This is a genomic window from Burkholderia contaminans (assembly GCF_029633825.1).
In the GTDB taxonomy this organism is placed as follows: Bacteria; Pseudomonadota; Gammaproteobacteria; order Burkholderiales; family Burkholderiaceae; genus Burkholderia; species Burkholderia contaminans.
Genome location: NZ_CP090640.1, coordinates 2,798,314 through 2,818,122 on the forward strand (window position 1 = coordinate 2,798,314; position 19,809 = coordinate 2,818,122).

Consider the following 19,809-nt stretch of genomic DNA (forward strand, 5'->3'; position numbering starts at 1 on the left):
GGCGCGCACCGTTTATCCCCGTGCCGCGGACGGCACGGGACGCCCTGGCCGGAACGTCAGCAGCTCGGCGCCATCCAGCCGCTCGATGCCCAGGACGTAGCCCGGTAGCGACTGCCGCGCCACCAGGGCGCGCAGGTCGCAGGCGAAGTCGTAGGGCTTGGCCGTGCTGCCCGACTTGCGGTGCAGGTGCCGGAAGTCGAATTGCCAGCCGCCCGGCTGTCGCCCGCCGTGCTTGCGCACCAGACGGTACAGCCACCGCTCGATCCCGCCCGTCAGCTGGAAATACGCCGGATCGATGGTCAGCACCAGCGCGGCATCGAGCACGCCCGCATAGAACCAGTCCGGCAGGATCAGCTCCAGCCCCAAGGGCGTGCCCTTGGCATCGGCCAGCTCCTTCCACTCGTTGATCCACGAGAAGCGATGCAGGCGCCGCCCAGTCGTCTCGCGGATCGACGTGGCCACCGTCGTGGATTGCAGGCGATCCAGCGCCGCCTTGAGGCGCTGGTAGTCTCGCAGCGACGTACCGCGCCCGATGAAGCGCAGGATCTCGTAGGGCGTGGCCTGCATCAGCCGCGACGGGCGCAAGCCCGCGTCGCGGGCTTCCACGATCTGCGAAGCCGCCCAGATCAGCACGTCCGCGTCCCAAATCGTGGCGATGCCGTGCTCCTGCGTGCCCTCCACGCGGATCGTCACGCCGCTGGCCTGGAAGTCGATGGGCGCCGTGCGCCGCGACTTTGCCAGCGAGAAGAACGGAAAGGCCATCAGGTCCTGGCTGTCGCGCGGCGCCATGTTGCCCGGCAAGGCGCGGAACAGATCGAGCTGTTCGCGCTCCTGCCTGACTGCCCCGGATGGGCTGGACATGGCGAAGGCCACCCGCACTCCAGCGATCAGCGCGCACGGCTGTCCGCCGAGTGCTGCTCGGCGTATTCGGGATCGGACGTGCTCTCGAAGCTGCGATCCGCAGCCCAGGCATCGAGGTCGGCCACGGCGTACATGACGCGGCGGCCGAACTTGCGAAACTTGGGGCCGCCACCCAGCACGCGCTGCTTTTCCAGCGTGCGCGGCGACAGCCGCAGGTAATCGGCAGCCTCGTCGTTGGTGAGATAACGCTGCGGTTGCGCGGCAGCGGTCGAGACAGTAGCGGCAGGCCGCAAGGGAGCAGGACGCATGGTGAGAACCTCCATCGGTTGCAGGGCTCCGGCCACACAGCGCAACCGGATGGAGGCAGTCTCAGAAAACGAAGCCCTCGTGCTCAGGGTCGTTTTGCGCTCTCTTCAAAACGACCCTTCTCAAGCGGCGGCAGTTGTGCTAGGCGGCGATAGCCGCCGCGCATCAGCGCATCGCCGCGCCGCACCAGGCGGCGCACCTTGGAGCGCAGGCCGCCGTCGCTGTACCAACCAGCTGCGGCATCCGCGCCGAACAAGCCTTCAGCTACGTCGCGTAAGGACGCACCCGCCAGGGTCGCATCGAGCGCCTGCAGGGTGTGCAGCTCCAGCAGCGCCGCAGGCGGTGGCCTGGGCCGCGCCATTGGCGCAGGCGTGTCGGGCACATGCGTGGTGCCGTGACCGCGGTGGGCGTAAGCCACGGCCATGCCGTCCTCCAGGCCAGGCGCCAGCGCATAGCGCAGGCAATGGCCTGAACTGCGCGCGATCAGCGCCAGGCCCTTGCCGTCATGCAGCAGCTGCTTGTGACCGGGGATGCACCAGAAGGCGAAGGCCGCAGCGTCAGGCGGCGGATCGGCATCCGGGTGGAGCTGCACCACGGCTTCATGGCCAGGCAGCCAGGCCGGATGCGCGTCACGCGCATCCAGGGCCGGGTCTTCCAGCAGACGCAAGCCCCAGCGATGCGCAGCATCGAGGCGGCGCGCACGGTGGAGCCAGTCAAGCCGGTAATCGGGATGGCGGCGCAGATACTCCCAGGCCAGTGCCAGCGTATCCAGGCACAGCACGTAGAGGTAGGCGGCGGTCGGATACCAGTGCGCGAGGTGGTGCGGTTCGGCCATGACGCAAACTCCCGTAGAGCAGGACGGCCGTCACCGGTTTCACACGCAAACGTCACCGCATCGAACTAGCATCCAATCGTGAATAAGCTGGTAGATTAGTAACTTGCGTGTCAAGACGAAAAGCATCCGATGGATTGCGTGGATCGTCTGAATGCGACGGTGGCGCGCGAGGAAATGCGGCCTCCTGCGATACCCACCGTGCCCGATGGCACGGCCGGCATCATGACTGTTTGCGTCAGGATGGCACCGGTTTGGTGCAACAGTGCGAACTAAGACCTGACAGGTCTGAAGCAAGACCGAAATAGTCTCAATGCGCCCGGCTAGACCGTGGCGCGAACGGCTCAATCGAGGACGGAACCGTTCTCCTTAGCCAGCCGCAGGTACTCCGACAACGGGCGCACCGCCCGGAAATACCGATCCCGCATGACGGGTTGCTGGCGTGGCCCGACGATGGAAGCCAGGTCGGAAAGTTTCACCGTCCCCAACTCGGGCATGCTGATTCCCAGGTCGATCAGGCCGTAGGCCGTGTCGCCATCGACGGGATCGAGCGAAGTCAGCAGCCAGGTGGCGTGCGCATCTGGCGTGAACAACCGCACCACGGGCAACGGGTCATTGGCCAAGCCAGCGGCCCGGACCCGGCCGTGTTCCAGCAGTTGCTTGCGCTCGTCCTCGGTGATGAGCCGGTTCATAGATACCCCCTCATTCGTACAAAACCGCCGAAGAGTGAAAGCGCAGAACCGTATCGGCGGGTTTGAGGAAAGGCACGGATGCGGTTTTGTGCTTCTGTGAGAAGCTGCAGATACGGATTTCCGTAAAAGCACGAAAGCGGCAGGCGGGCATAGTTGAACACTATAGATTGTAGCCCTATAGGGCTACAATCGGATGTCATCTTGGATTTTGCGGAGATCCAGGGTTGGCAGCGAAACATACATTGTCGGAGGCACTAAAGACCATCAGGAAAGCACGTGGTTTGAGCCAGGAAGCGTTCTCGGACGTGTCCAGCCGCACCTACATGAGCACGCTGGAACGCGACCTCAAAAGCCCCACCTTGAACAAGCTGGCCGAGCTGTGCGAGGTCATGGAGGTGCACCCGCTCACGCTGCTGACGCTGGCCTATGCCGGCGACGACCTGCAGCAGGTCGATCAGCTGCTGGCGCAGGTGCGCCAGGAGTTGGAGACTGTGGCGAAGAAGAGTGACACGCCATAGCGTGCGACCGCGCTGGCGTGGCCGATCCGGTGCAGCCGGTTCGGGGACTTCAGGGGCGCCAAGCATCGCGCGGCGGGGAGAGGCCGCAGGGTTTTCCCCCGGAGGCAAGCGAAGCGCGCAGCTGCGATAGGGATTGAAGCCGAATGGCCATGACGGCGAAGTCGGCATGGGGCGCAGCCCGCAAAGCCCGGTCGGCGCAGTGCGCCGAATCGCCCTGCATTCGCCCTGGCAACACGAAGTCATGGTGATGCTGCCCGACCACTACCATCACGAAGCTGGGAGAGCCAAGCCTTCCAGTCTGCTGATCCAAGCAGTACAGCGCCCCGCCGCAGTGGGCGGGGCGCTGGCGGCCGTCAGGCCGCCTGGGGCTTGCTGCGCGACCAGATCAGGTCGTGCGTGCCGTTCTCTCCTTCGATCAGGCGGGCATAGACCGTGGCCGGGAACGAAGGATCGTCGAGGGTCACGGAGATGTACTCCCGCCCGGCCTCGCTGGTCTTCTTCCACGCCGCGCCGATGTCGTGGCTGGCGGCCTGCAGGCGGAAGTCCGGGGCCTTCTCGTTGTCCCCCTTGTCGTTGGGCACCAGCTTGACCTTGACGTTGAGCGTCAGGGTGCGAAGCGTGCCGGTGAAGCCGTCTTTGTCTGCGGTGAAGGTGCCGATGTTGGCCATGATGAAACTCCTTTTGGTGGAACAAGGTTCGCGCCCATCGCGTCCTTGTTGTGATCCGGCCGGCGGAGGACGGGCGGGCTGCACCGCTTGCGGTCGCAACGCAGTGGAGAGCCGGGAGGCGAAAAGAATTTGTCCCGCGAGGAATGCGCCGAACGCAGTGACAAAGCAGGGGAAATTGTTTTCGCCGGACGGTTGCAGCCATGAAGCCCGAGGCGCAGCCGCGCCACCGCTAGGATTCACAACAACACAAGGACGCCTTGGGCCGAACCGCATCGAAAGGAGGCAGGGCCGGCTCGGCATCCCCGCACGAAGGCAGCACCGGCTCGCCCACTGACGCGGGCCAGGTCAACCACCCGACGACAAGCGAGAACGCCCCGGCCGCACCTTGCGGCGCCGGTCTTGAGGCGTGGCGTGGAAGCTCCATAGCGATGCCGGGCGGGATGTCCGTGAACCGTCCTTCGTGACGTGATGGGCGAGAACCGCCAGCGTTGAGGACGGCACGCATTCGCACAACCTGCCGCAGCAAGCACCAGCGTGTTCGCCAGCTCCGTCCATTGCGGCGGGGCGCTGGCCGGGCCGATCCGGCATCGACGGTTCGGCGGCATCGAGGGGCGCCAAGCTCGCGCGGCGGGGATGGGCCTTGCGCCGATCCCCCGGAGGCAAGCGCAGCGCGCAGCGCCGCAGGCGCGAAGGCGTGAGTGGATTGAAGCCGAATGGCCGTGACAGCGAAGTCGGCACGGGGCGCAGCCCGAAAGCCCGGCGGCGCTACGCGCCGACACGCCCAGGCCGTTCTATATTTTGAGCAGGGAACGCAGAACACCATGACCATCCAGCTACGACACGAAACCACGAACGACATTGCCGCTATCGAGGCCGTGACCATTGCCGCCTTCGCCGATGCGCCGCACACCAGCCACACGGAGCAATTCATCGTGCGTGCATTGCGCGACGCTAGCGAACTGACGCTTTCCATCGTGGCCGAAGAACACGGCCAGGTCGTCGGCCATGTGGCTCTGTCGCCGGTGACTATCACCAACGACCACGGCCACAAGGCCAAAGGCTGGTGCGGCCTGGGGCCGATCTCCGTCCTGCCGCAGAGGCAGGGGCACGGCATCGGCTCGCGCCTGATGGAACAGGCGCTGTCTGAACTGCGGGCCATGCAGGCCGAAGGCTGTGTGCTGCTCGGAGAGCCCGCGTACTACGGGCGCTTTGGCTTCCAGGCCCATGCGGGCCTGCAACTGCCGGGCGAGCCGCCCGGCTATTTTCTCGCACTGGCCTTCCATGGGCCAGTGCCCGAAGGCATCGCGCAGTACAGCGATGCCTTCAACGCCGCCGCCTGAGTGCCAGTGAAGGCGGCGGCGTAATGCCCCGGCTATTCGGCTTCAACACCGGGCGCGGCCACCGCCGCGCCCGGATTATGCGTTTCACCGCGCCCAGGGCGGAACGGCCTGGGCGCGGTGCTGACGATGATCATTCCTTCGTTTCGATGATCCACCACACGGCACGCGGCAAGGCGCGGCCCGTGATGGGATGTATGTCGGTGAGGTCAGCGCGGGCCGACCAGCCCGAGGGCGGTCGGTAGCCGCGCACGTCGCCATCGCCGTGCCAGCGGCGGGCGCGCACCGTGCCGGGTGCATAGACCGCCGCCATGCGCGGGCGGTTGGTGGTGGTGCGGGTCATGGGGGCTTCTCCTTGCAGCGAAGCGCCCCGGTCGAAGCCGGGGCGCTTGCCTTCGGCGTGGGTCAAGCGGCCAGCGCCTCGGCGGGTTCATCCGCCATTGCCTCGGCATCCTCCGGGGCGTCCTGCTCCGGGCCTGCCTCCTGCGCGCTTTCCTTCACTGCCTGCTGCGGGCCTTCGACCTTAAAGATGGCAGGCATCCAACCCGCGCCATCGGCCAGCCGCTCGGCTTCGCTGGCAATGTCGGCCTTCTTCAGCTTCGCCAGCCGGGAAACCTGATCGGGCGCGTACTCGCCCACGGCTTGCAGAACTGCCGCCTTCGGAACGTGCTTGAAATACCCCTCGGCGGTCGGCTGCCACCATGCGGCCATGTCGAGGCCCACGGCCTGCGCCAGTTCCTCGCCGGGCTGGTGCGGTGTGGCGCGAGGCGTCACCACGTCCACCGTGGAAGCCACGCACACGGCCAGCAGCTTGACCAGTTCGCCTTGCTCCATCGCCAGCAGCGCGGCAAACAGTTCGGCGCTGTCCTCGGGCAGCTTGCCGCTCCACGCCTGCTGCAATTCACGCAGCGCCACGGCGGCGGGTGACTCGGGCCAGTCCGGGGCCATGCCGTCCAGCCGGTCTTGGACTTTCAGGCTCACGCCCAGCGGCAGGTCGCGCCCGTAGTAGCGGCCCTGCAAGACGGTCTGCACCATGCCATGCACCAGCGCGGCCACCGCCACCTGCGGATGCCGGGCCACCTCGATTTGCAGCGCGGCGGTGCGATGGGCGCTCAGGCGCTGGGCCAGTCGGTCGGAAATCGCTGCTGCCTTGGGCGGCTCGTCGTCCTCGCCTTCGTCATCGTTCGCGGCATCTGGGTCGCTGAACCCTTGGCGCAGCTTCTCCAGTGTGCGCAGTGCCTTGGCCTCGGCCTCGCGCAGCAGTCCGCGATGAATCACCACCTCGCCGTTGCGGCCGATGGTGACGATGGCCCCGGCTGCGGCCTTCACGTTCGCGCCGTACCCCTGCAAGCCGTCTTCCAGCGCCTGCAACTGCTCGCCCAGCCGCTCGCCTTCCTCTTGCAGCGCATCGGCCTTGTCCTCGTCGTCGGCGTCCGTCGCGGCATCAATGGCTTCGGCCACCTCCTGCATCTTGGCTTGCAGCCTCTCGATGCGCTGTGCTTCGCGCTTGTTCGGCTCGCGGCGCTCCCTCGGCGCACGCTGGAAGGCGTGCAGATCGGCATGGGTCACGCCCGGCGTGGCATCAGCCCAAGCCCAGCCCTCGGCCTTCACCTCTGCGGCGATGCCCGCCAGCTTGTCTTGCGCCAGTCGTTCCAGCAGCGCGGCGTCGGTCAGGTACACGCCTGCATCGCCCTCCGCGAACAGGTCGCGGCGGATGCCGCCGCCCGCCTGCTCGTAGGTGTCCAGCCCGACGAAGCGCACCAGCGGATGCCGGTAGGCGTCAATCTCGCGCTCCGTCAGACGTTCGCGCAAGTGCGAGGGTTGGCGCTGCCATTGCGGCGCATCGTAGAACGCGCATTCCTGCGCGGCGTGGTCGTCGGTGATGGAGAGCGCCATCAGCTGATCGAGGCTCACGGCATCGGCCCGGTAGTCCTCCATCAAACGCGGCGAGACATTGGCGAGCTTCAAGCGGCGCTGCACCACCAGCGGCGTAACGGAGAAATCCGCCGCAATGTCCTCAATCGGTCGGCCTTCGGCCACCAGCGCGGCGAAGGCTTCAAACTGGTCTGCTGGGTGCATGGCTTCGCGCTGCACGTTCTCGGTCAGGCTGGCGGTGCGGGCCGTGCCATCGGCCACCTGCAGGCAAGGCACGTCCCAATCCTTGGCGATACGGTGCTTCTTTGCCAGCAGCTTGAGGGCCGCAAAGCGTCGGCCACCTGCCACCACCTCGTAATGCAGGTCATCGGCGGCGGGAATCACGATCAGGTTTTGCAGCAGGCCCACGCGCTGAATGCTCGCGGCCAGCTCGGGGATGGACATGCGCGGGACGGTCTTGCGCACGTTGCGGCCCGTGGGGCGCAGCACCAGCCGCGACAGCGGAACCAGAATCATGTGCTTGCTCGGGTCGGCGGCTTGCAGCACGTTTGCGCGGCTGTCGAGGGCTTGAGCTTCGGTGTAAGTAACGGCGTTCATGGTGAATCTCCAATCAAGTGAAACAAGGGAATGGAGGGGAAACCGCCCCTCCGGCGGGGAACACGTCAGAGGGGGTCAGGCCTTGAGGGCGCGCATGCCATCGGCCAGCAGCCACAGGGCGCGGTTCAGGCGAATGTCCGAATCAATGCCCTGCACGGGGCGGGTCTGCTGTCTGCGGCCATTGGCGGCGCGGCCATGCAATCCGCCCTTGGTCAGGTTCTCCTGCGTGCGGTTGAACACGCTCCACAGGTCGGGGCGGCGGTCGTCGAAGCGGCGCGGCATCAGGATTTGCGATTCCGTGACGGGCGCGGGCTTGGTTGGGTCGTCGTACTTGAGGGCCAGCGCGGCGCGGGCGAACACTTCCGATTCCCCGGCATCCAGCGTGATGGCCTGCATGGATTCGCGCGATTCCTGCGCATGCTCGAAGCCGCTCAGCACCTGATAGGCGCCCTCGATGACATGGCCCGCCACGTCGCCCTTGTGGGGCACGCGCACATCGCCCACGGTGTCGCCGCAGACAAGGCCATTGCTGCAAACGAAGCGGAACATGCCACCCAGTAATTGATAGCTGCTCGTGCCGTCGTGCGAGTTCAGCAGGATGATTTCGTTGGCTTCGCGGGCGTTGATCTGGTTGGCGTGGCGCAGGCGCAGCATGTGTTTCGTGTGCTCGCGCCGGCCCTCGTTGCGAACGCGGGTCTGGCACACCATGAAGGGCTGAAACCCCTCTTTGCGAAGCTCGGTCAGCACGGCGGCGGTGGGGATGTAGCTGTACCGCTCGGAGCGGCTTTCATGGGGGGCATCCGCGAAGATGGACGGGGCCACGCGGCGGATCTGGTCATCGGACAGCGGGGAGTCGCTGCGCAATGCGGGGGAATGGGAAGCGAAGCGGGATGCGAGTTGCATGGTCTTTCTCCTGAACAAAAAGGCTGTTGAAGAAAACCGCACACCGGATTCCAAGATTCGAAGCCCAGCCTTTCGGCTGTTCGGTGCGGTCGGCGCGAGGAACCCGGTTGGCCCTGTTGCCACCGTCTTTCCTGAGTTCATCGCCCGCGACGAAAGGGAGCGCGCGGACGGGGGCCGTCAAGGAAACAAGCGCAGGGTGGGGGCGGCCCGCAGGCGCAGCCGAGGACACGGCCCTGCGCGCCTTGACGGCACACGGCCGCGGGCTACAGTCGCGGACAAGGTGATGAAGTCAGGGAAGAGGACTGGACATGGCAACGGCCATCCCACAAGCCGACCGCACGGCAAGCGAAGCGCGCAGGCTCGAAGCTGGAAGCCGGGCCGGAGGCGTCAGCCGAACGGAGTGAGGGAACGATCGAAGCCCGAAGGGGGCGAGACGCCGCAGGCGGCTCGATGCGCTAGCACGAGAGCGCGACCGGCCATCTCCCAGGTGGCCGGGGACGCCCACATGACTTCAATGAAATCCCCGTGGACAGCTACCCACCCAGCCATCGGCAAAATGGCAATGGCATGGACATACGAGCCCTACAAGACGATGAACTGATGGCCCAGGCCCGAGACTGGCGGCAACGGGCACTGCGCGGCGAGAAGGACGCACGCGGCCTCGCGCACGAACTGGAATGCGAAGTGCGCCGGCGCTTCCCCAGGAACAATGCGCCCCATGCACTGCCGCCGATCCAATTGCTCGGCGCCGTGCCGCAAACACCCCAGCGGCGCTGGAAGCCCTGGTAAGCACCGGCTCAAAGGCAGCCCGCCCGCATGACTGCGCCACGGCCGATCGGCGCTGATCCCGAAATCCCCCCGAAATAGCGCGAATTTCGAGTGGCCCGGTCACGGGCCAATGCCTACCGTGGAATCTCCACCTTCTGGAGAACCACCATGAGCGATCCCATGCAACCCGGAACGCCTGCGCCTGGAGCAGAAGGGCCTGGCATCTTTCTGCCGACCCTCATCTGGACCACCGACCGCAAGACGGTAGGCAACGAGATGCAGCGCCTGCTGGGACGGCGCGCACAGCTCAACGTCCTGCTGTCCGCCTCCGAAGAAACGGACGACGGCACCACCTGGTACGCAATGGCCCAGGCCACGCTGAACCAGCTGGACTGCGATATCGAACGTCTCTTCGAGTGGCTGGGCGACTACGAACCCGACACACCCACGCCCGAAGTGCCATCGTAATGTCCGGCATGAAGGGAGCGATCCGGCACCAGCCGGTTCGCTGCGCGAGAGGGGCGCCAAGCCTGCGCGGCGGGGATAGCCCGCAGGGCTTTCCCCTGGAGGCAAGCGCAGCGCGCAGCGCCCCGCCAGGGGCGCGAAGGCATCAGGCCGGGTCGTCGGGGCGCAGGCTGGCTTCCGACACCGGCATCCACGGCGATGACGAGTCCAGCAGGTAGCGCGCACCGCGCGCGTACAGGCCCGAAAGTCCGCTGGGACGATAAAACCCGGTGACGCGGCACCGGAACTGTGCGCCAAACTCGTTGGTATAGATCACCGCGTCGCCGAGCGCAAAGCGCAAGGGCTGGCCGTTCTCCGGTGGGAACGGCTTGAACGCATCATGCTCTGCCGTGATTTCGAGGATGTAGTCGTGGTGGCTGCTCATGGCCTTGACCTCCTGAAATGATTGAGAACGCTCAGGAGCGCCTTGCGGCGCCCCAGAACCAGGTCAGACAACGACACGCCCCGCCAGCCGCGCATCGCGCGCATAGGCGCTCAGCCGCTTCTCGGCACGAAAGTGCAGATCCCGCTCTACCGGCAAGCCCAGCCGCCCGCGCACGGTCGCCAGTTCGGAAAGACTGACCCAGCCGATTTCCGGCATCCCTAGGCCCAGGTCGCAAAGACCGAAGGCGTGATCGTGGTCATCGGGATCAATCTCGGTCAGCAGCCAGGTCGCGCCGGCATCCGGCGTGAACAGCTTGACCACTGGGGCCGGATCGAAGTCCGGGTTCTCCAAGGATTCGCGGCCGTTGGCCAGCAGCACGATGCGCTGCTCGTCCGTGATGAATGCGTGGTTCATGGTGAACTCCTGTAAGGTTACCGGGCGGAATTGCCCAGCCCTTGCAGGGCACGGCGCAGCGCAAGCAGTCAAAGATCGAAGACGGCCGCCAGGCCGCAAGCGCCGAAGGTGCGCAGTCATTGACGGCGAGCACGCCGTGGCACGATGAAGGGAACAGCAAGCCGCCACACCTCACCACGCAGCCACCCCGGTATTGACAAGCGTAGCGCGCAGGTCCGAAGCGTCAGTCCAGATCAGAGCGTCCGGGCTTGAAGCCGGATGACTGCGATTCGGCACGAAGCTCGGGGCGCAGCCCATGAGCCCGACGAAGGAACGTCGGGATGCAGGCCAAGTTGCCAGCAGGCAGTTGAAAAGTGGTGCTGGCCTTCAGGCGCTGTCAATTTTCTTGATCTTCCGGATACGCCGCCTGGGGAATCGGCACCCAGCCATCGCGGGTGATGCCTGCCCCGATGCGTATGTTCTGGCTTTCAGTTGCCGCCCAGTGCCCACCCCGGTGCAATACGGCGCGAATCACCGACTTCCGCGGATGATCCTCATCCGCCTTGGCAGAACTGCATATGGCATTCCAATGGTGCTTGTCCGGCATACTGTTCAACCGTGGGCCGAGCAGTTGATCCAAGACTTCGGTCGAAACGTTGTGTCGCCCGCCGTGATGGGGCACTTGGAAATACCGAATACCTGGCAGCGCGAGTCCCACGAAAGGTGCGTAGTCGATCACCTCCTGCAGTGCTTCACGCCCGGCATCGCCAGTAAGCATGACGCGATGACCGTTCAAGACAGCCGACTGCACCACACTCATTTCATTCTCACGACTGGTCGGCTCAGGCGGGAAATATTCCTCGCCCCACAGGGACTTGATGTAGGCGGTCGCGGCCTTCACTGCCCGGAATATGCTGCTCAGCGCGCTATCAAAAGCACTTTCTTCGACAGCTTCCGGTGTCTTCGCGGAGTCCACGATCAGGTCCAAGTAGCGCCCCAGGGTAGGTGCCATGACCGCGAACGGACCGATGCTCTGCCCCTGAAGGGGGGCATGGATTGGAATTCCCTTCTCCACCGCAATATCCTCAAGAATTGCCGTGGCATCGTAGATTGAGCGCAACTTCCGTCGCAGGGCTTCAACCGATTCATAGGTCTCAAAGCGATCGATCAACTGGTCCGCGTATATCCACGGCCGGTTGATCCAAAGATTCCTGACCGTGCATTGCTCCAGGACTTTTCGTAGTCCGTTGGCGTGATCGCGATCTGGGTGCGTGAGGATCACATGGTCGATGACTGTTGTTCCATAGTACGTCTTCAGATGCTCGACTATCTGATCACCCGTATCCAGATACCCACCGTCAACAACGTGCACGCCCTCGGTGCCATTCACCGAGTAGCGCAGCGTGATCGCGTCCCCGCTTTTCGCTGTTTCGACGCCAAGAAAGTCGATCTCGAAGTAGTCAGCCATACATCCCTCTTGTTTTATGCCAACAAAGTGCCGGTGGCTTTGCACCTACCAGCGATCCACCGCACACGTGAGTCCTGTCGGAGTCCATACCAACGACACGGCCGGAAGGCCGCCAGCATCCTCGGCGATGCCGCGCAATGTATTTCGGTCGATACCCGAATGTGCGCCGCCTTTCGGGTGGCTGTGCCACGTTCCTATAAAGGCGAGATACCCCAAAGAGGCCGCGTTTGCGGCGCGCAAATTTTGAACAAGCCCGTTGGTTCCGAGGACGAAGCGGGCGGCCTCTCGAACACTGTCAGGCGGTGCCTCAACAAGGCCTGCAATGGTGATGGTTCGATTTTCAAACGAGATGCGGCCGATCAAGGCGCCGCCTGTTTCCAGAGCACCCCAGCGCAGCGCATCAGCATGGATTGCTTGCGCAACTGGGGACAGGACCCGAATGTTCCAGCCACCATCGTCTGCGACTTCAAGCGCAGTGGTCGGGCCAAGGCTGGCGCGGGTCCATGCCATTCCAAGGCCTTCGGCATCTGAGATTCCGGCGCAAAGCGTCGCTTCCTTCGGAAGCCCATCAACGAGCCATCGTTCCAGTTGCAGGCCGGCCAGTGACGTCGACCGCGAAACAACGGCGTCAGACATAGGCATCGTCAGCGAACGACAGTTGTCACCCACGAAAATCCGAGTCGGCTCAGACGTCTCGCCGGCAATCGACGCACGCAGTTCCGGTGCAAACCGGCAGCACTCGAACAAGAACGCCGTGAGGTCGTCAACTCGGCCGGCACGGCCAGCTCCTTCGAGCAATACCGCCACACAGCGCCCCTGACCATACATCGCGATCCGTGCCAATCGGGCTGGGGATTGATCCAACGCTGCCGATTGTGTTTCTGCAGCCAGCACCTGAAGTGACGCCGTCGCATCCACGATGAGGGCCGCATCCTGCGGAACGGTTGCCGCAAACTGTTCCGGATCGACCAAAAGAGTCACTGCGTCGGTGTCGAACGCTCGCGATTGAAGATGCGACAGCGATTCAAAGGCTGTCTTCATCAGCGCCGACTTCCGAGGCGGAACCAGAACTGATGCCCGCTCAATGAGTGCATGCCGCGCGGCGTTGTGAGGCGACATGGGTTCGTTGTCGACGAAAGTCATCGAACCAAAGCCCGCTCGCCCCAGTTGCATCGCGACTTTCGATCCCACGCTTCCGCAGCCGAGCACGACCAGCGGCTGTGATGTGGCTGCGTATGGAATGCCGGACGTCCTTGCCAGCAGTTCAGGAGACAACGCATGCGCGTGAAAGGCCGGGTGAACCGTGGCGTTACGCTCCAGGAGCGATTGAGCGTTGAGTTCATAGCGCACCACATAGGGCAATACCTCGACACTCCTCCCTGGCGAGCCCACAAGCGACGCTGGCCTTTGCACAGCCAGAATCACAATCGCGTACAAACCATGCACCCAGCCATGCGAGTCCTGTCGCATATCCAGGATTGAGCGTCCGAAATAACCGTCCACTTCCTGGGCCAAAGCGTCGCGATCAATACCAAGCTCCGCTGCTCGATCGAGCAGCGTCGCGAGATCGACAACTGTCTCTGGTTGATAGCGTCCGATCACATGCGGGAGGCCGTCGGTCATCGGAGCGCGCGCGATGAAGGCCGCGGCATGGCCGTTCCCCCATTTGCCCAGCTTGTCGTTGTGAACATCCTGATAAAACACAGGATCGACTTGTGCGGTCAGTTCGGCGTTGATGATGGCGTACAGACCGCCATCGATCGTCACGTAGCCTGCGGGAACCACCAGAATCGTGCCGTCAGCGGGAGCGGCGGCCGCGACCTTCTCGGCACTGAATACAACGGTCGAAGGACAGCTGTCTCGGCGCGTTGGTTCCCACCCCTGCTCCAGGTCCAGGAGTGTTCCGGCCGCGGCCTTGTGCAGCCAGTCGATCAACTGATCGACAACGGCGTCCAGGCCAAACCGATGCAGCAGCTCGTTCAACGACCCTTCGAATAGGCACGGCGAGACTAACTCGCCTTGGCGATGGGGGTTGATGTGCGGCAAGTTGAGCGGGAAGTCCGCACGTAAGAAGGGCTCGGGTGCAGACAGGGGCCAGTCACTACCGAATACCAGCACGCACGTCTCGACGGTGCGCACTCCGGTCTCAGAGATACCATTGCGCCGAGACCTGTTCGGCAGTTGGACCGCAACATCGACTTCAATCTCCGTCGATGCACCAGTTGTCCTTGGCTCGCCAACGCGGATAAGGCCTCGATGCCGCTGAAGTTGATGCAGTGCGTCTGCGATGGTGCCCGTCATGATGCTCCGTGCGGCATGGGGGTGCGCGCAGAGGTCACCACGGCAGCGGCCTTCGATCCGGACTCCTTCTTCGAGGGAGGTTGCACACCCTGAGCGGTTACGGTGAAAACGAGCGGTTCCACGGACTTTTCGCTGGGGTACTCGCCTGTGCAGTAGAACTCGCCTTTTGCTTCGTCCACGATCGTCACGTACTCACGCTTCGCACGGATGCAGGGCGGATCGCTGTCATCATCTGCAATCGGCTTGCAGCTGGCGACGATGACGGCGCCGTCACGGGTCTGCGAAAGCGCCTTGCGAGCATCAGCATCGAGCTTGGCTTTTTCACGGTAGTCGGACCAGCTGTCATAGGACAGCGAATGCCAGGAACAATGATGAGGCGCCTGCATGATGTCGTACTCAAGCACATCTGCTTCAGCCTTGTGGCGTTGCCACTGGCGGTTCCAGATGAACACCTCAGCATCGCCACCAGTAAGGAATTTCGCACCATCCGGCGTCTGCGCGTCAGCCGCCAACGTGATGTTCAGAATAACGCTGGACTGGTTCTTGACCAGGCACTCTTCCTCTTCCTCGTCATCCTGGGCGTCCAGTGGAGCCAAAAGAAACGCAGAAAAGAATGCGGAACTCTTGCCATTGATCGTTGAAAAGCGCGTGTCCACCTTCCGCACAATCGAAGTGAGATCATCGGTTTTTCCGTCGATGTCCTCGCCCATGATCTGAATGCGGTCACCGTTCCCGACGGCGAAATTCTTGTCACGGTTCAGTTGCACGCGCCGACGCGCCTCCGTGTTGAATGCCTTGGCGTCGTCGCTCAAGGTGTGCGTCTTGCTGGCGCGTCGAAACACGATCGGGGACGACCACATCTCGCGGATCACGATTTTCTTGTCCTTGTCGTCCTTCTTGTCGTCCGGGTACTTGTCGAGTGGCCCTAGGTAGAAGTGTCGCTTCAACCCTCGGCAATGGTCTTGATCCGGGTGGCTCAGCAGGAACGCATCGACATACGGCCTGCCGTTCTCATCCTTCTTCAGTCGTTCGCGCAAATCCTTGGCGACATCGCGCGCCTCCCCGTCAGGGTCGTCGGCGTCTTGCCTGATGTTTACGTCGATCAGCAGAGTCGTCGCGTCGAGATCGCCGAACTTGATGAGGGTCATGTCCCCGTTGTCGACGGGAAAAAACGTGATGGTTGTAGGCACTGGGGTCTCCGGGTAGACGACCGAAGGATGATCGCGTATAGTTAATGTACGACGATTTTTTATATCCGTCTACTTTTTAGGCGTGACTGATGCAAAAACCTTCCGTTCCTGCCGCCGAACCTGCTGAGCCTAAGGGGCTAAGTTGGGGGCTGGAGAGCAGACTTCAATTCATCGATTTCCGTCTGCGCTGGGAGCGGCGCATCAACCGGATGGATCTCACCGAGCACTTTGGTATTTCGGTCCCGCAGGCATCGCTGGACATTTCCAAGTACATGGAGTTGGCGCCGAGCAACCTGACTTACGACCGCAGCTCCAAGACCTACACGGCAGCGCAGAGTTTTCACCCGCTTTACCAACGAAGCTCGGCGCAACGCTATCTAGCAGAACTGCTAGCGACAAAGATGGGAATTGTCGAGCCGACGGCCAGCTTCATCGGCTCCGCGCCGGAGACAGATTGGGCCCCGTCCCCTTGGCGCACGATCAATGAGCAGACCGTCGAAGCAGTGGTGCGCGCAATCCGCCAGCAGGAATCCATTCTGGTGAGCTACCAGTCCATGACGTCGTTGGATGAATCGGTTCGCTTGCTGTCTCCCCACGCCCTTGGCAATGACGGTTTTCGCTGGCACATGCGCGCGTTTTGCCACAAGCGCCAGCGCTTCAGCGATTTCGTCCTTGCTCGAATCCTGCGCATCGATGGCTTCGAGGCGACCCAAGTGGACTCCAACCAAGATTCGCATTGGCAAACTGTATTGACGCTGGTACTTGCACCGCATCCCGATTTGCCTGCAGCCAAGAAACGAGTCTTAGAGTTGGACTACGGCATGGAAGATGGAGAGGTCAAACTTCCATGCCGCCAAGCGTTTCTGTACTACACGCTGAGACGTTTGGGTTTGCATACCAAGGAAGCACCAGACCCCCTCGCACAGCAGATCACGCTGAAAAACCGCGATGAAATCCAACCCTATATCGACGCCTTGGCGGCACAGGCCTGACTTCACATGACAACAATTTTTGAACTGGTCAAAGACCCCTACGAGCGCAAGGCACGTGTTATCCCTGGCCTTCTTGTGGCCTTACCCGTGCTGGTGCCGCTGTTGTGCGTCTACGGGGCTCGGCACCCTGTGCTTACAGGTGTGATCGGCCTGCTGGGCGGCTGCGGCGCTATCTATGCACTCGCGAGCGTAGCGCGCGGACGTGGTAAAAAACTTGAAGAGATGCTGGTCTCAAAATGGGGTGGCATGCCCACGACCATCGCACTACGCCACCGCGACAAGTTCCTTGATGGTGTCAGCAAGCAGCGTTATCACACGGCGATCACTGCCAAGTTGGGTATCGCCATGCCAACGGCAGAAGAAGAATCAGCAAACCCAGACAAGGCAGACGACATCTACATCGGTGCCACTAAGCGGCTTCGCGAACTCACGCGTTCCAACAAGCAGCTCTTGCTGAAAGAGAACATCGCCTATGGATTTCATCGCAACATGCTGGCGATGAAGCCTGTCGGTATCCTGTCGTGCCTCATGGGCGTCGTCTACGGATTGTTGATTGCAAAGATTTTGCAGGTAGCACCTCTCCAATTTGACTTGGTGCACCTTGCCGATCCAGGGCTTGCCGCAGGCTTGACATTGCTCATTTCGCTGGCGCTACTTGCCGCATGGCTACTGTATTTCGATCAGGACGCAGTAAGGCGGATGGGATTCGTCTATGCGGAACGTTTGTTTGAATGTTTGCCGTCGTTGCCTTCTTCCTCCTCACGGAAGAAAGCCGTAAAACCGACTACAGACTGAGGTTCTGCCCAATCTCCAAACAGGCGTATAGCTCCGCAGGTGTGTCTACCGCTTCCACGTCTTGGGACGAATCGTTCCGCGAGACTCTAGCAAGAGCCGCGTGCTTTCCAGTTCCTTTTGCAGCACATCGGTATCCGGCAGAACCATCCGGTAGTTCGCCGCCATGACCTTGGTGGGTAAGCCCTCCAGCGCATACCGCGCCAGGGCGAGCCCCTTGTCGGCACAAAGAATCAGCCCCACCGGCGGGTTCTCCTCGGGATAGGCCCAGTGTTCCTTGGCATAGTTGCAGTACATGTGCATCTGGCCTACGTCCGCATGCGTCAGACTCCCCAGCTTCAGGTCGATGATGACCAGGCAGCGTAACTTGCGATGGAACAGCAGCAAGTCCACCCGATACCAGGTCTGGTCGATGCGCAAGCGCCGCTGCCGTCCAATGAAGGTGAACCCTTCACCCAATTCGAGCAGGAAGTCTTCCAGCCGCCGGATCAAGGCGGCCTCCAGATCGGACTCCGAATACTCGTCCTTGAGGTCGAGGAACTCCAGCACATAGGGGTCTTTGATGGCATCGCCGGGCGCGACGGCATCTTCGGGCTTGGCCACCGCGCCCTTGGCCAGCATCGCCGCCTTGTTTTTCGACAGCGCCGTGCGCTCGTAGAACTGGCTGCCGATCTGCCGATCCAACTGGCGCACGCTCCAGCCGCCGCGCAAGGCCTCGGCTTCATAGAACTGGCGCGCATGCTCGTCCTTGACCGACAACAGCCGCACATAGGCCGACCACGGCAGCGTGAAGACCTGCGCCAGCTCGTCCAGCCGCCAAGGCCGCACTGGCTCCGGGGAAGATTCGCCAGACACTGTCTGGCGAATTGGCCGGGTCAGAAAAAACGACCGCATCTGCTGCAGGTTCTGACGGCTGAAGCCACGGCCGAACTGCTGGGTGAGGTCGCTTGCCAGCCGCTCGATCAACTGCTCGCCATAACCCGCGCGCCGCTTGCCCTGTTGCTCGGCCTCCACGATGCGGCGGCCAATCTCCCAGTAGCTGGCCGTCATCAGCGCATTGACGCTGCGCGCTGCCGTCTGGCGCGCGGCATCGAGCAGATCCACGATGCCGCCGTGGATGCCGGCGTAGCCGGCAGGCACGGCGGCGGGTGCGACTCCCGCCATCGCAGGCGCCTTCTTGGTCATGCAGCCACCTCCGCAGGCCGCTGCGCCTCGGTGATCGTCTTGCGCCGGTTCGCCACCAGCTCGGCCGCCTTGCGCACCGGATCGTCCTCGGTGTGGACGTAGCGCATGAACATCGCCACGGTCTTGTGCGCCGTCAGCGCCATGCCGACCTTGACCGGGATGCCCGAGTTGGCAATGTCGGTCGCGGAGCGGTGGCGGATGCCATGCGTGCCGACGTGCGTGGCGCCCGCCGCCTTGAGGGCGCGGCTCCAGCCGCCGTAATACTCGCCCGTGGTCAGGTGCTTGCCGGGATGGCTTGGAGACGGCAGCACATAGGGAGTGCCTTCCTGCCGTGGCGCCGTCGAGAGCAGTCGATAGGCTTCCTCGCTCATGGGCTTGGACATGCCGCCCGTCTTGCTGTCCGGCCAGACCACGCGGCGGTTGTCCAGGTCCACCCAATCCCATCGGAGCGTCACGATTTCGGAGCGGCGGCCGGCGAACTCGAATTGAAGGCGGATCGCCAGCGGGATGACGTAGTTCTCCAGACCCTCGGCTTCGATGTGCTCCAGTCGCCGAAACAGCTTGCCCATGTCCTCGTCGCTGATGAGGTGGGTGGCCTTGCCGTTGGGGTACATCGGGACGTGGCGGCAGGGGTTGGTGCCGTCAGGCCGGTGGCCCCACACCTCGGCCAGGTTGAACATCTTGCGCATCACGCTGAAAGCACGGTTGGCCTCGGCCGGCTTGTGCGCCATCTTCTTCATCGCCGTGGCCACGTCCGGGCGCTTCACGTCCTGGACCTTCAAACGGCCCAGCATCGGAACGATGCAGCGGTCGATGACGGCCTGATACCCGCGCTGGGTGCTGGGCTTGTTGCGCTGCTTGGAGTAATCCTCCATGAACTTGGTACACAGCTCCTTGACCGTGGGGGCTGAACGGGCGGCGGCCTTGGCCGCGCTGGGGTCGCCGCCCCGGCGCACCTCGGCCAGCCATTCCTGGGCCAGCGAGCGGGCCTGCTCGACGGTCAGTTCCCCGTACAGGCCCAGGGCGGGCTTGCGCCGCTCGCCAGCGTTCGTGCGGTACTGGAGCATGAACACCTTGCGGCCCGCTGGTGTAACCTTGCACAGGAAGCCGGGCACCAGCGTGTCCCGGAGTTCGACGGCCTGCGCCTGGGGTTGTGCCGCATCGACTGCGGACTTGGTGAGCTTGAGTTTTGCCACGATGACTCCTCGGAAAGACCCGATTCCCAAGAGCCATGTAGGGGCC

The 19,809-nt window shown here is 63.4% G+C and carries 21 protein-coding genes; 6 read left to right on the forward strand and 15 right to left on the reverse strand.

All coding sequences use genetic code 11. The annotated features are described in order from the left end of the window. Nucleotides 1-12: 12 nt before the first annotated feature. From LXE91_RS12995 to LXE91_RS13010, 4 genes are all read right to left on the reverse strand, one after another. Nucleotides 13-861 carry a replication initiator protein A gene (locus LXE91_RS12995; RefSeq protein ID WP_012436209.1) on the reverse strand — a complete coding sequence of 283 codons (849 nt, stop codon included), beginning with the start codon at nucleotides 859-861 and terminating at the stop codon, nucleotides 13-15. A gap of 26 nt (nucleotides 862-887) precedes the next feature. Further along, on the reverse strand, nucleotides 888-1,169 hold the full coding sequence (locus tag LXE91_RS13000) for a helix-turn-helix transcriptional regulator (RefSeq protein WP_012436208.1): 282 nt from the start codon (nucleotides 1,167-1,169) through the stop codon (nucleotides 888-890). Between the two features lie 83 nt (nucleotides 1,170-1,252). Then, nucleotides 1,253-2,002 (reverse strand): DUF2285 domain-containing protein, encoded by a 750-nt coding sequence (locus LXE91_RS13005; RefSeq protein WP_012436207.1) that lies wholly within the window; start codon nucleotides 2,000-2,002, stop codon nucleotides 1,253-1,255. 341 nt (nucleotides 2,003-2,343) lie between these two features. Beyond that, nucleotides 2,344-2,691: a DUF2958 domain-containing protein gene (locus tag LXE91_RS13010; RefSeq protein WP_012436206.1), complete on the reverse strand. Its 348-nt coding sequence runs from the start codon at nucleotides 2,689-2,691 to the stop codon at nucleotides 2,344-2,346. 224 nt (nucleotides 2,692-2,915) lie between these two features. On the opposite strand from LXE91_RS13010, the gene LXE91_RS13015 reads away from it, so the two are divergent. Beyond that, entirely contained in the window at nucleotides 2,916-3,209 is a 294-nt protein-coding gene (locus LXE91_RS13015; RefSeq protein WP_003056202.1) for a helix-turn-helix domain-containing protein, read from the forward strand. A gap of 353 nt (nucleotides 3,210-3,562) precedes the next feature. On the opposite strand, the gene LXE91_RS13020 is transcribed toward LXE91_RS13015, so the two are convergent. After that, nucleotides 3,563-3,877, reverse strand: a complete 315-nt coding sequence (locus LXE91_RS13020; protein WP_003056203.1) for a DUF736 domain-containing protein — start codon at nucleotides 3,875-3,877, stop codon at nucleotides 3,563-3,565. A gap of 821 nt (nucleotides 3,878-4,698) precedes the next feature. Here LXE91_RS13020 and LXE91_RS13025 point away from each other — a divergent pair. Then, nucleotides 4,699-5,217, forward strand: a complete 519-nt coding sequence (locus LXE91_RS13025; RefSeq protein WP_046543669.1) for a GNAT family N-acetyltransferase — start codon at nucleotides 4,699-4,701, stop codon at nucleotides 5,215-5,217. A gap of 130 nt (nucleotides 5,218-5,347) precedes the next feature. On the opposite strand, the gene LXE91_RS13030 is transcribed toward LXE91_RS13025, so the two are convergent. The 3 genes from LXE91_RS13030 to LXE91_RS13040 all read right to left on the reverse strand — a co-directional run bounded on the left by LXE91_RS13030 (nucleotide 5,348) and on the right by LXE91_RS13040 (nucleotide 8,589). Further along, nucleotides 5,348-5,557, reverse strand: a complete 210-nt coding sequence (locus tag LXE91_RS13030; protein WP_003056207.1) for a hypothetical protein — start codon at nucleotides 5,555-5,557, stop codon at nucleotides 5,348-5,350. 62 nt (nucleotides 5,558-5,619) lie between these two features. Then, nucleotides 5,620-7,686, reverse strand: coding sequence for a ParB/RepB/Spo0J family partition protein (locus tag LXE91_RS13035; RefSeq protein ID WP_003056209.1), 2,067 nt, complete (start codon nucleotides 7,684-7,686; stop codon nucleotides 5,620-5,622). A gap of 75 nt (nucleotides 7,687-7,761) precedes the next feature. After that, entirely contained in the window at nucleotides 7,762-8,589 is an 828-nt protein-coding gene (locus LXE91_RS13040) for a DUF932 domain-containing protein (RefSeq protein WP_003056211.1), read from the reverse strand. Nucleotides 8,590-9,114: 525 nt separating this feature from the next. Here LXE91_RS13040 and LXE91_RS13045 point away from each other — a divergent pair. Both LXE91_RS13045 and LXE91_RS13050 read left to right on the forward strand, forming a co-directional pair. Further along, on the forward strand, nucleotides 9,115-9,378 hold the full coding sequence (locus tag LXE91_RS13045) for a hypothetical protein (protein WP_012204589.1): 264 nt from the start codon (nucleotides 9,115-9,117) through the stop codon (nucleotides 9,376-9,378). Nucleotides 9,379-9,525: 147 nt separating this feature from the next. Next, entirely contained in the window at nucleotides 9,526-9,825 is a 300-nt protein-coding gene (locus LXE91_RS13050) for a hypothetical protein (protein WP_003056213.1), read from the forward strand. Nucleotides 9,826-9,967: 142 nt separating this feature from the next. Here the strand turns inward: LXE91_RS13050 and LXE91_RS13055 are convergent, their stop codons facing one another. The 5 genes from LXE91_RS13055 to LXE91_RS13075 all read right to left on the reverse strand — a co-directional run bounded on the left by LXE91_RS13055 (nucleotide 9,968) and on the right by LXE91_RS13075 (nucleotide 15,598). Continuing rightward, nucleotides 9,968-10,246: a hypothetical protein gene (locus tag LXE91_RS13055; protein ID WP_003056215.1), complete on the reverse strand. Its 279-nt coding sequence runs from the start codon at nucleotides 10,244-10,246 to the stop codon at nucleotides 9,968-9,970. Between the two features lie 63 nt (nucleotides 10,247-10,309). Next, complete coding sequence (locus LXE91_RS13060; RefSeq protein ID WP_003056217.1) at nucleotides 10,310-10,660, reverse strand: DUF2958 domain-containing protein; 351 nt, start codon at nucleotides 10,658-10,660, stop codon at nucleotides 10,310-10,312. A 376-nt stretch (nucleotides 10,661-11,036) separates the two neighbouring features. Further along, nucleotides 11,037-12,107: a ComEC/Rec2 family competence protein gene (locus tag LXE91_RS13065; protein ID WP_003056219.1), complete on the reverse strand. Its 1,071-nt coding sequence runs from the start codon at nucleotides 12,105-12,107 to the stop codon at nucleotides 11,037-11,039. A 45-nt stretch (nucleotides 12,108-12,152) separates the two neighbouring features. Beyond that, nucleotides 12,153-14,408 carry a Mov34/MPN/PAD-1 family protein gene (locus LXE91_RS13070; protein ID WP_003056220.1) on the reverse strand — a complete coding sequence of 752 codons (2,256 nt, stop codon included), beginning with the start codon at nucleotides 14,406-14,408 and terminating at the stop codon, nucleotides 12,153-12,155. Beyond that, nucleotides 14,405-15,598: a ComEC/Rec2 family competence protein gene (locus LXE91_RS13075; RefSeq protein ID WP_003056221.1), complete on the reverse strand. Its 1,194-nt coding sequence runs from the start codon at nucleotides 15,596-15,598 to the stop codon at nucleotides 14,405-14,407. The genes LXE91_RS13070 and LXE91_RS13075 overlap by 4 nt, the downstream gene beginning before the upstream one ends. A gap of 89 nt (nucleotides 15,599-15,687) precedes the next feature. On the opposite strand from LXE91_RS13075, the gene LXE91_RS13080 reads away from it, so the two are divergent. Together LXE91_RS13080 and LXE91_RS13085 are read left to right on the forward strand one after the other, a co-directional pair. Further along, nucleotides 15,688-16,590 carry a WYL domain-containing transcriptional regulator gene (locus tag LXE91_RS13080; protein ID WP_003056222.1) on the forward strand — a complete coding sequence of 301 codons (903 nt, stop codon included), beginning with the start codon at nucleotides 15,688-15,690 and terminating at the stop codon, nucleotides 16,588-16,590. Between the two features lie 6 nt (nucleotides 16,591-16,596). Beyond that, complete coding sequence (locus tag LXE91_RS13085) at nucleotides 16,597-17,385, forward strand: hypothetical protein (protein ID WP_003056223.1); 789 nt, start codon at nucleotides 16,597-16,599, stop codon at nucleotides 17,383-17,385. Between the two features lie 45 nt (nucleotides 17,386-17,430). Here LXE91_RS13085 and LXE91_RS13090 read toward each other — a convergent pair whose 3' ends face one another. Continuing rightward, the gene (locus LXE91_RS13090; protein WP_003056224.1) at nucleotides 17,431-18,567 is read right to left on the reverse strand and encodes a PDDEXK nuclease domain-containing protein; all 1,137 of its coding nucleotides are present in this window, start codon (nucleotides 18,565-18,567) and stop codon (nucleotides 17,431-17,433) included. Continuing rightward, a complete protein-coding gene (locus tag LXE91_RS13095) occupies nucleotides 18,564-19,763 on the reverse strand; it encodes a tyrosine-type recombinase/integrase (protein ID WP_003056225.1) in 1,200 nt (399 codons plus the stop codon). The genes LXE91_RS13090 and LXE91_RS13095 overlap by 4 nt, the downstream gene beginning before the upstream one ends. Between the last annotated feature and the right edge of the window lie 46 nt (nucleotides 19,764-19,809).

Bases quoted from the DNA above. Each gene is read 5' to 3' on its own strand.
- LXE91_RS13020 (WP_003056203.1), bottom strand. From the start codon at position 3,877: ATGGCCAACATCGGCACCTTCACCGCAGACAAAGACGGCTTCACCGGC.
- LXE91_RS13090 (WP_003056224.1), bottom strand. From the start codon at position 18,567: ATGACCAAGAAGGCGCCTGCGATGGCGGGAGTCGCACCCGCCGCCGTG.
- LXE91_RS13040 (WP_003056211.1), bottom strand. From the start codon at position 8,589: ATGCAACTCGCATCCCGCTTCGCTTCCCATTCCCCCGCATTGCGCAGC.
- LXE91_RS13030 (WP_003056207.1), bottom strand. From the start codon at position 5,557: ATGACCCGCACCACCACCAACCGCCCGCGCATGGCGGCGGTCTATGCA.
- LXE91_RS13005 (WP_012436207.1), bottom strand. From the start codon at position 2,002: ATGGCCGAACCGCACCACCTCGCGCACTGGTATCCGACCGCCGCCTAC.
- LXE91_RS13010 (WP_012436206.1), bottom strand. From the start codon at position 2,691: ATGAACCGGCTCATCACCGAGGACGAGCGCAAGCAACTGCTGGAACAC.
- LXE91_RS12995 (WP_012436209.1), bottom strand. From the start codon at position 861: ATGTCCAGCCCATCCGGGGCAGTCAGGCAGGAGCGCGAACAGCTCGAT.
- LXE91_RS13080 (WP_003056222.1), top strand. From the start codon at position 15,688: ATGCAAAAACCTTCCGTTCCTGCCGCCGAACCTGCTGAGCCTAAGGGG.
- LXE91_RS13035 (WP_003056209.1), bottom strand. From the start codon at position 7,686: ATGAACGCCGTTACTTACACCGAAGCTCAAGCCCTCGACAGCCGCGCA.
- LXE91_RS13070 (WP_003056220.1), bottom strand. From the start codon at position 14,408: ATGACGGGCACCATCGCAGACGCACTGCATCAACTTCAGCGGCATCGA.
- LXE91_RS13085 (WP_003056223.1), top strand. From the start codon at position 16,597: ATGACAACAATTTTTGAACTGGTCAAAGACCCCTACGAGCGCAAGGCA.
- LXE91_RS13000 (WP_012436208.1), bottom strand. From the start codon at position 1,169: ATGCGTCCTGCTCCCTTGCGGCCTGCCGCTACTGTCTCGACCGCTGCC.
- LXE91_RS13060 (WP_003056217.1), bottom strand. From the start codon at position 10,660: ATGAACCACGCATTCATCACGGACGAGCAGCGCATCGTGCTGCTGGCC.
- LXE91_RS13055 (WP_003056215.1), bottom strand. From the start codon at position 10,246: ATGAGCAGCCACCACGACTACATCCTCGAAATCACGGCAGAGCATGAT.
- LXE91_RS13050 (WP_003056213.1), top strand. From the start codon at position 9,526: ATGAGCGATCCCATGCAACCCGGAACGCCTGCGCCTGGAGCAGAAGGG.
- LXE91_RS13025 (WP_046543669.1), top strand. From the start codon at position 4,699: ATGACCATCCAGCTACGACACGAAACCACGAACGACATTGCCGCTATC.
- LXE91_RS13065 (WP_003056219.1), bottom strand. From the start codon at position 12,107: ATGGCTGACTACTTCGAGATCGACTTTCTTGGCGTCGAAACAGCGAAA.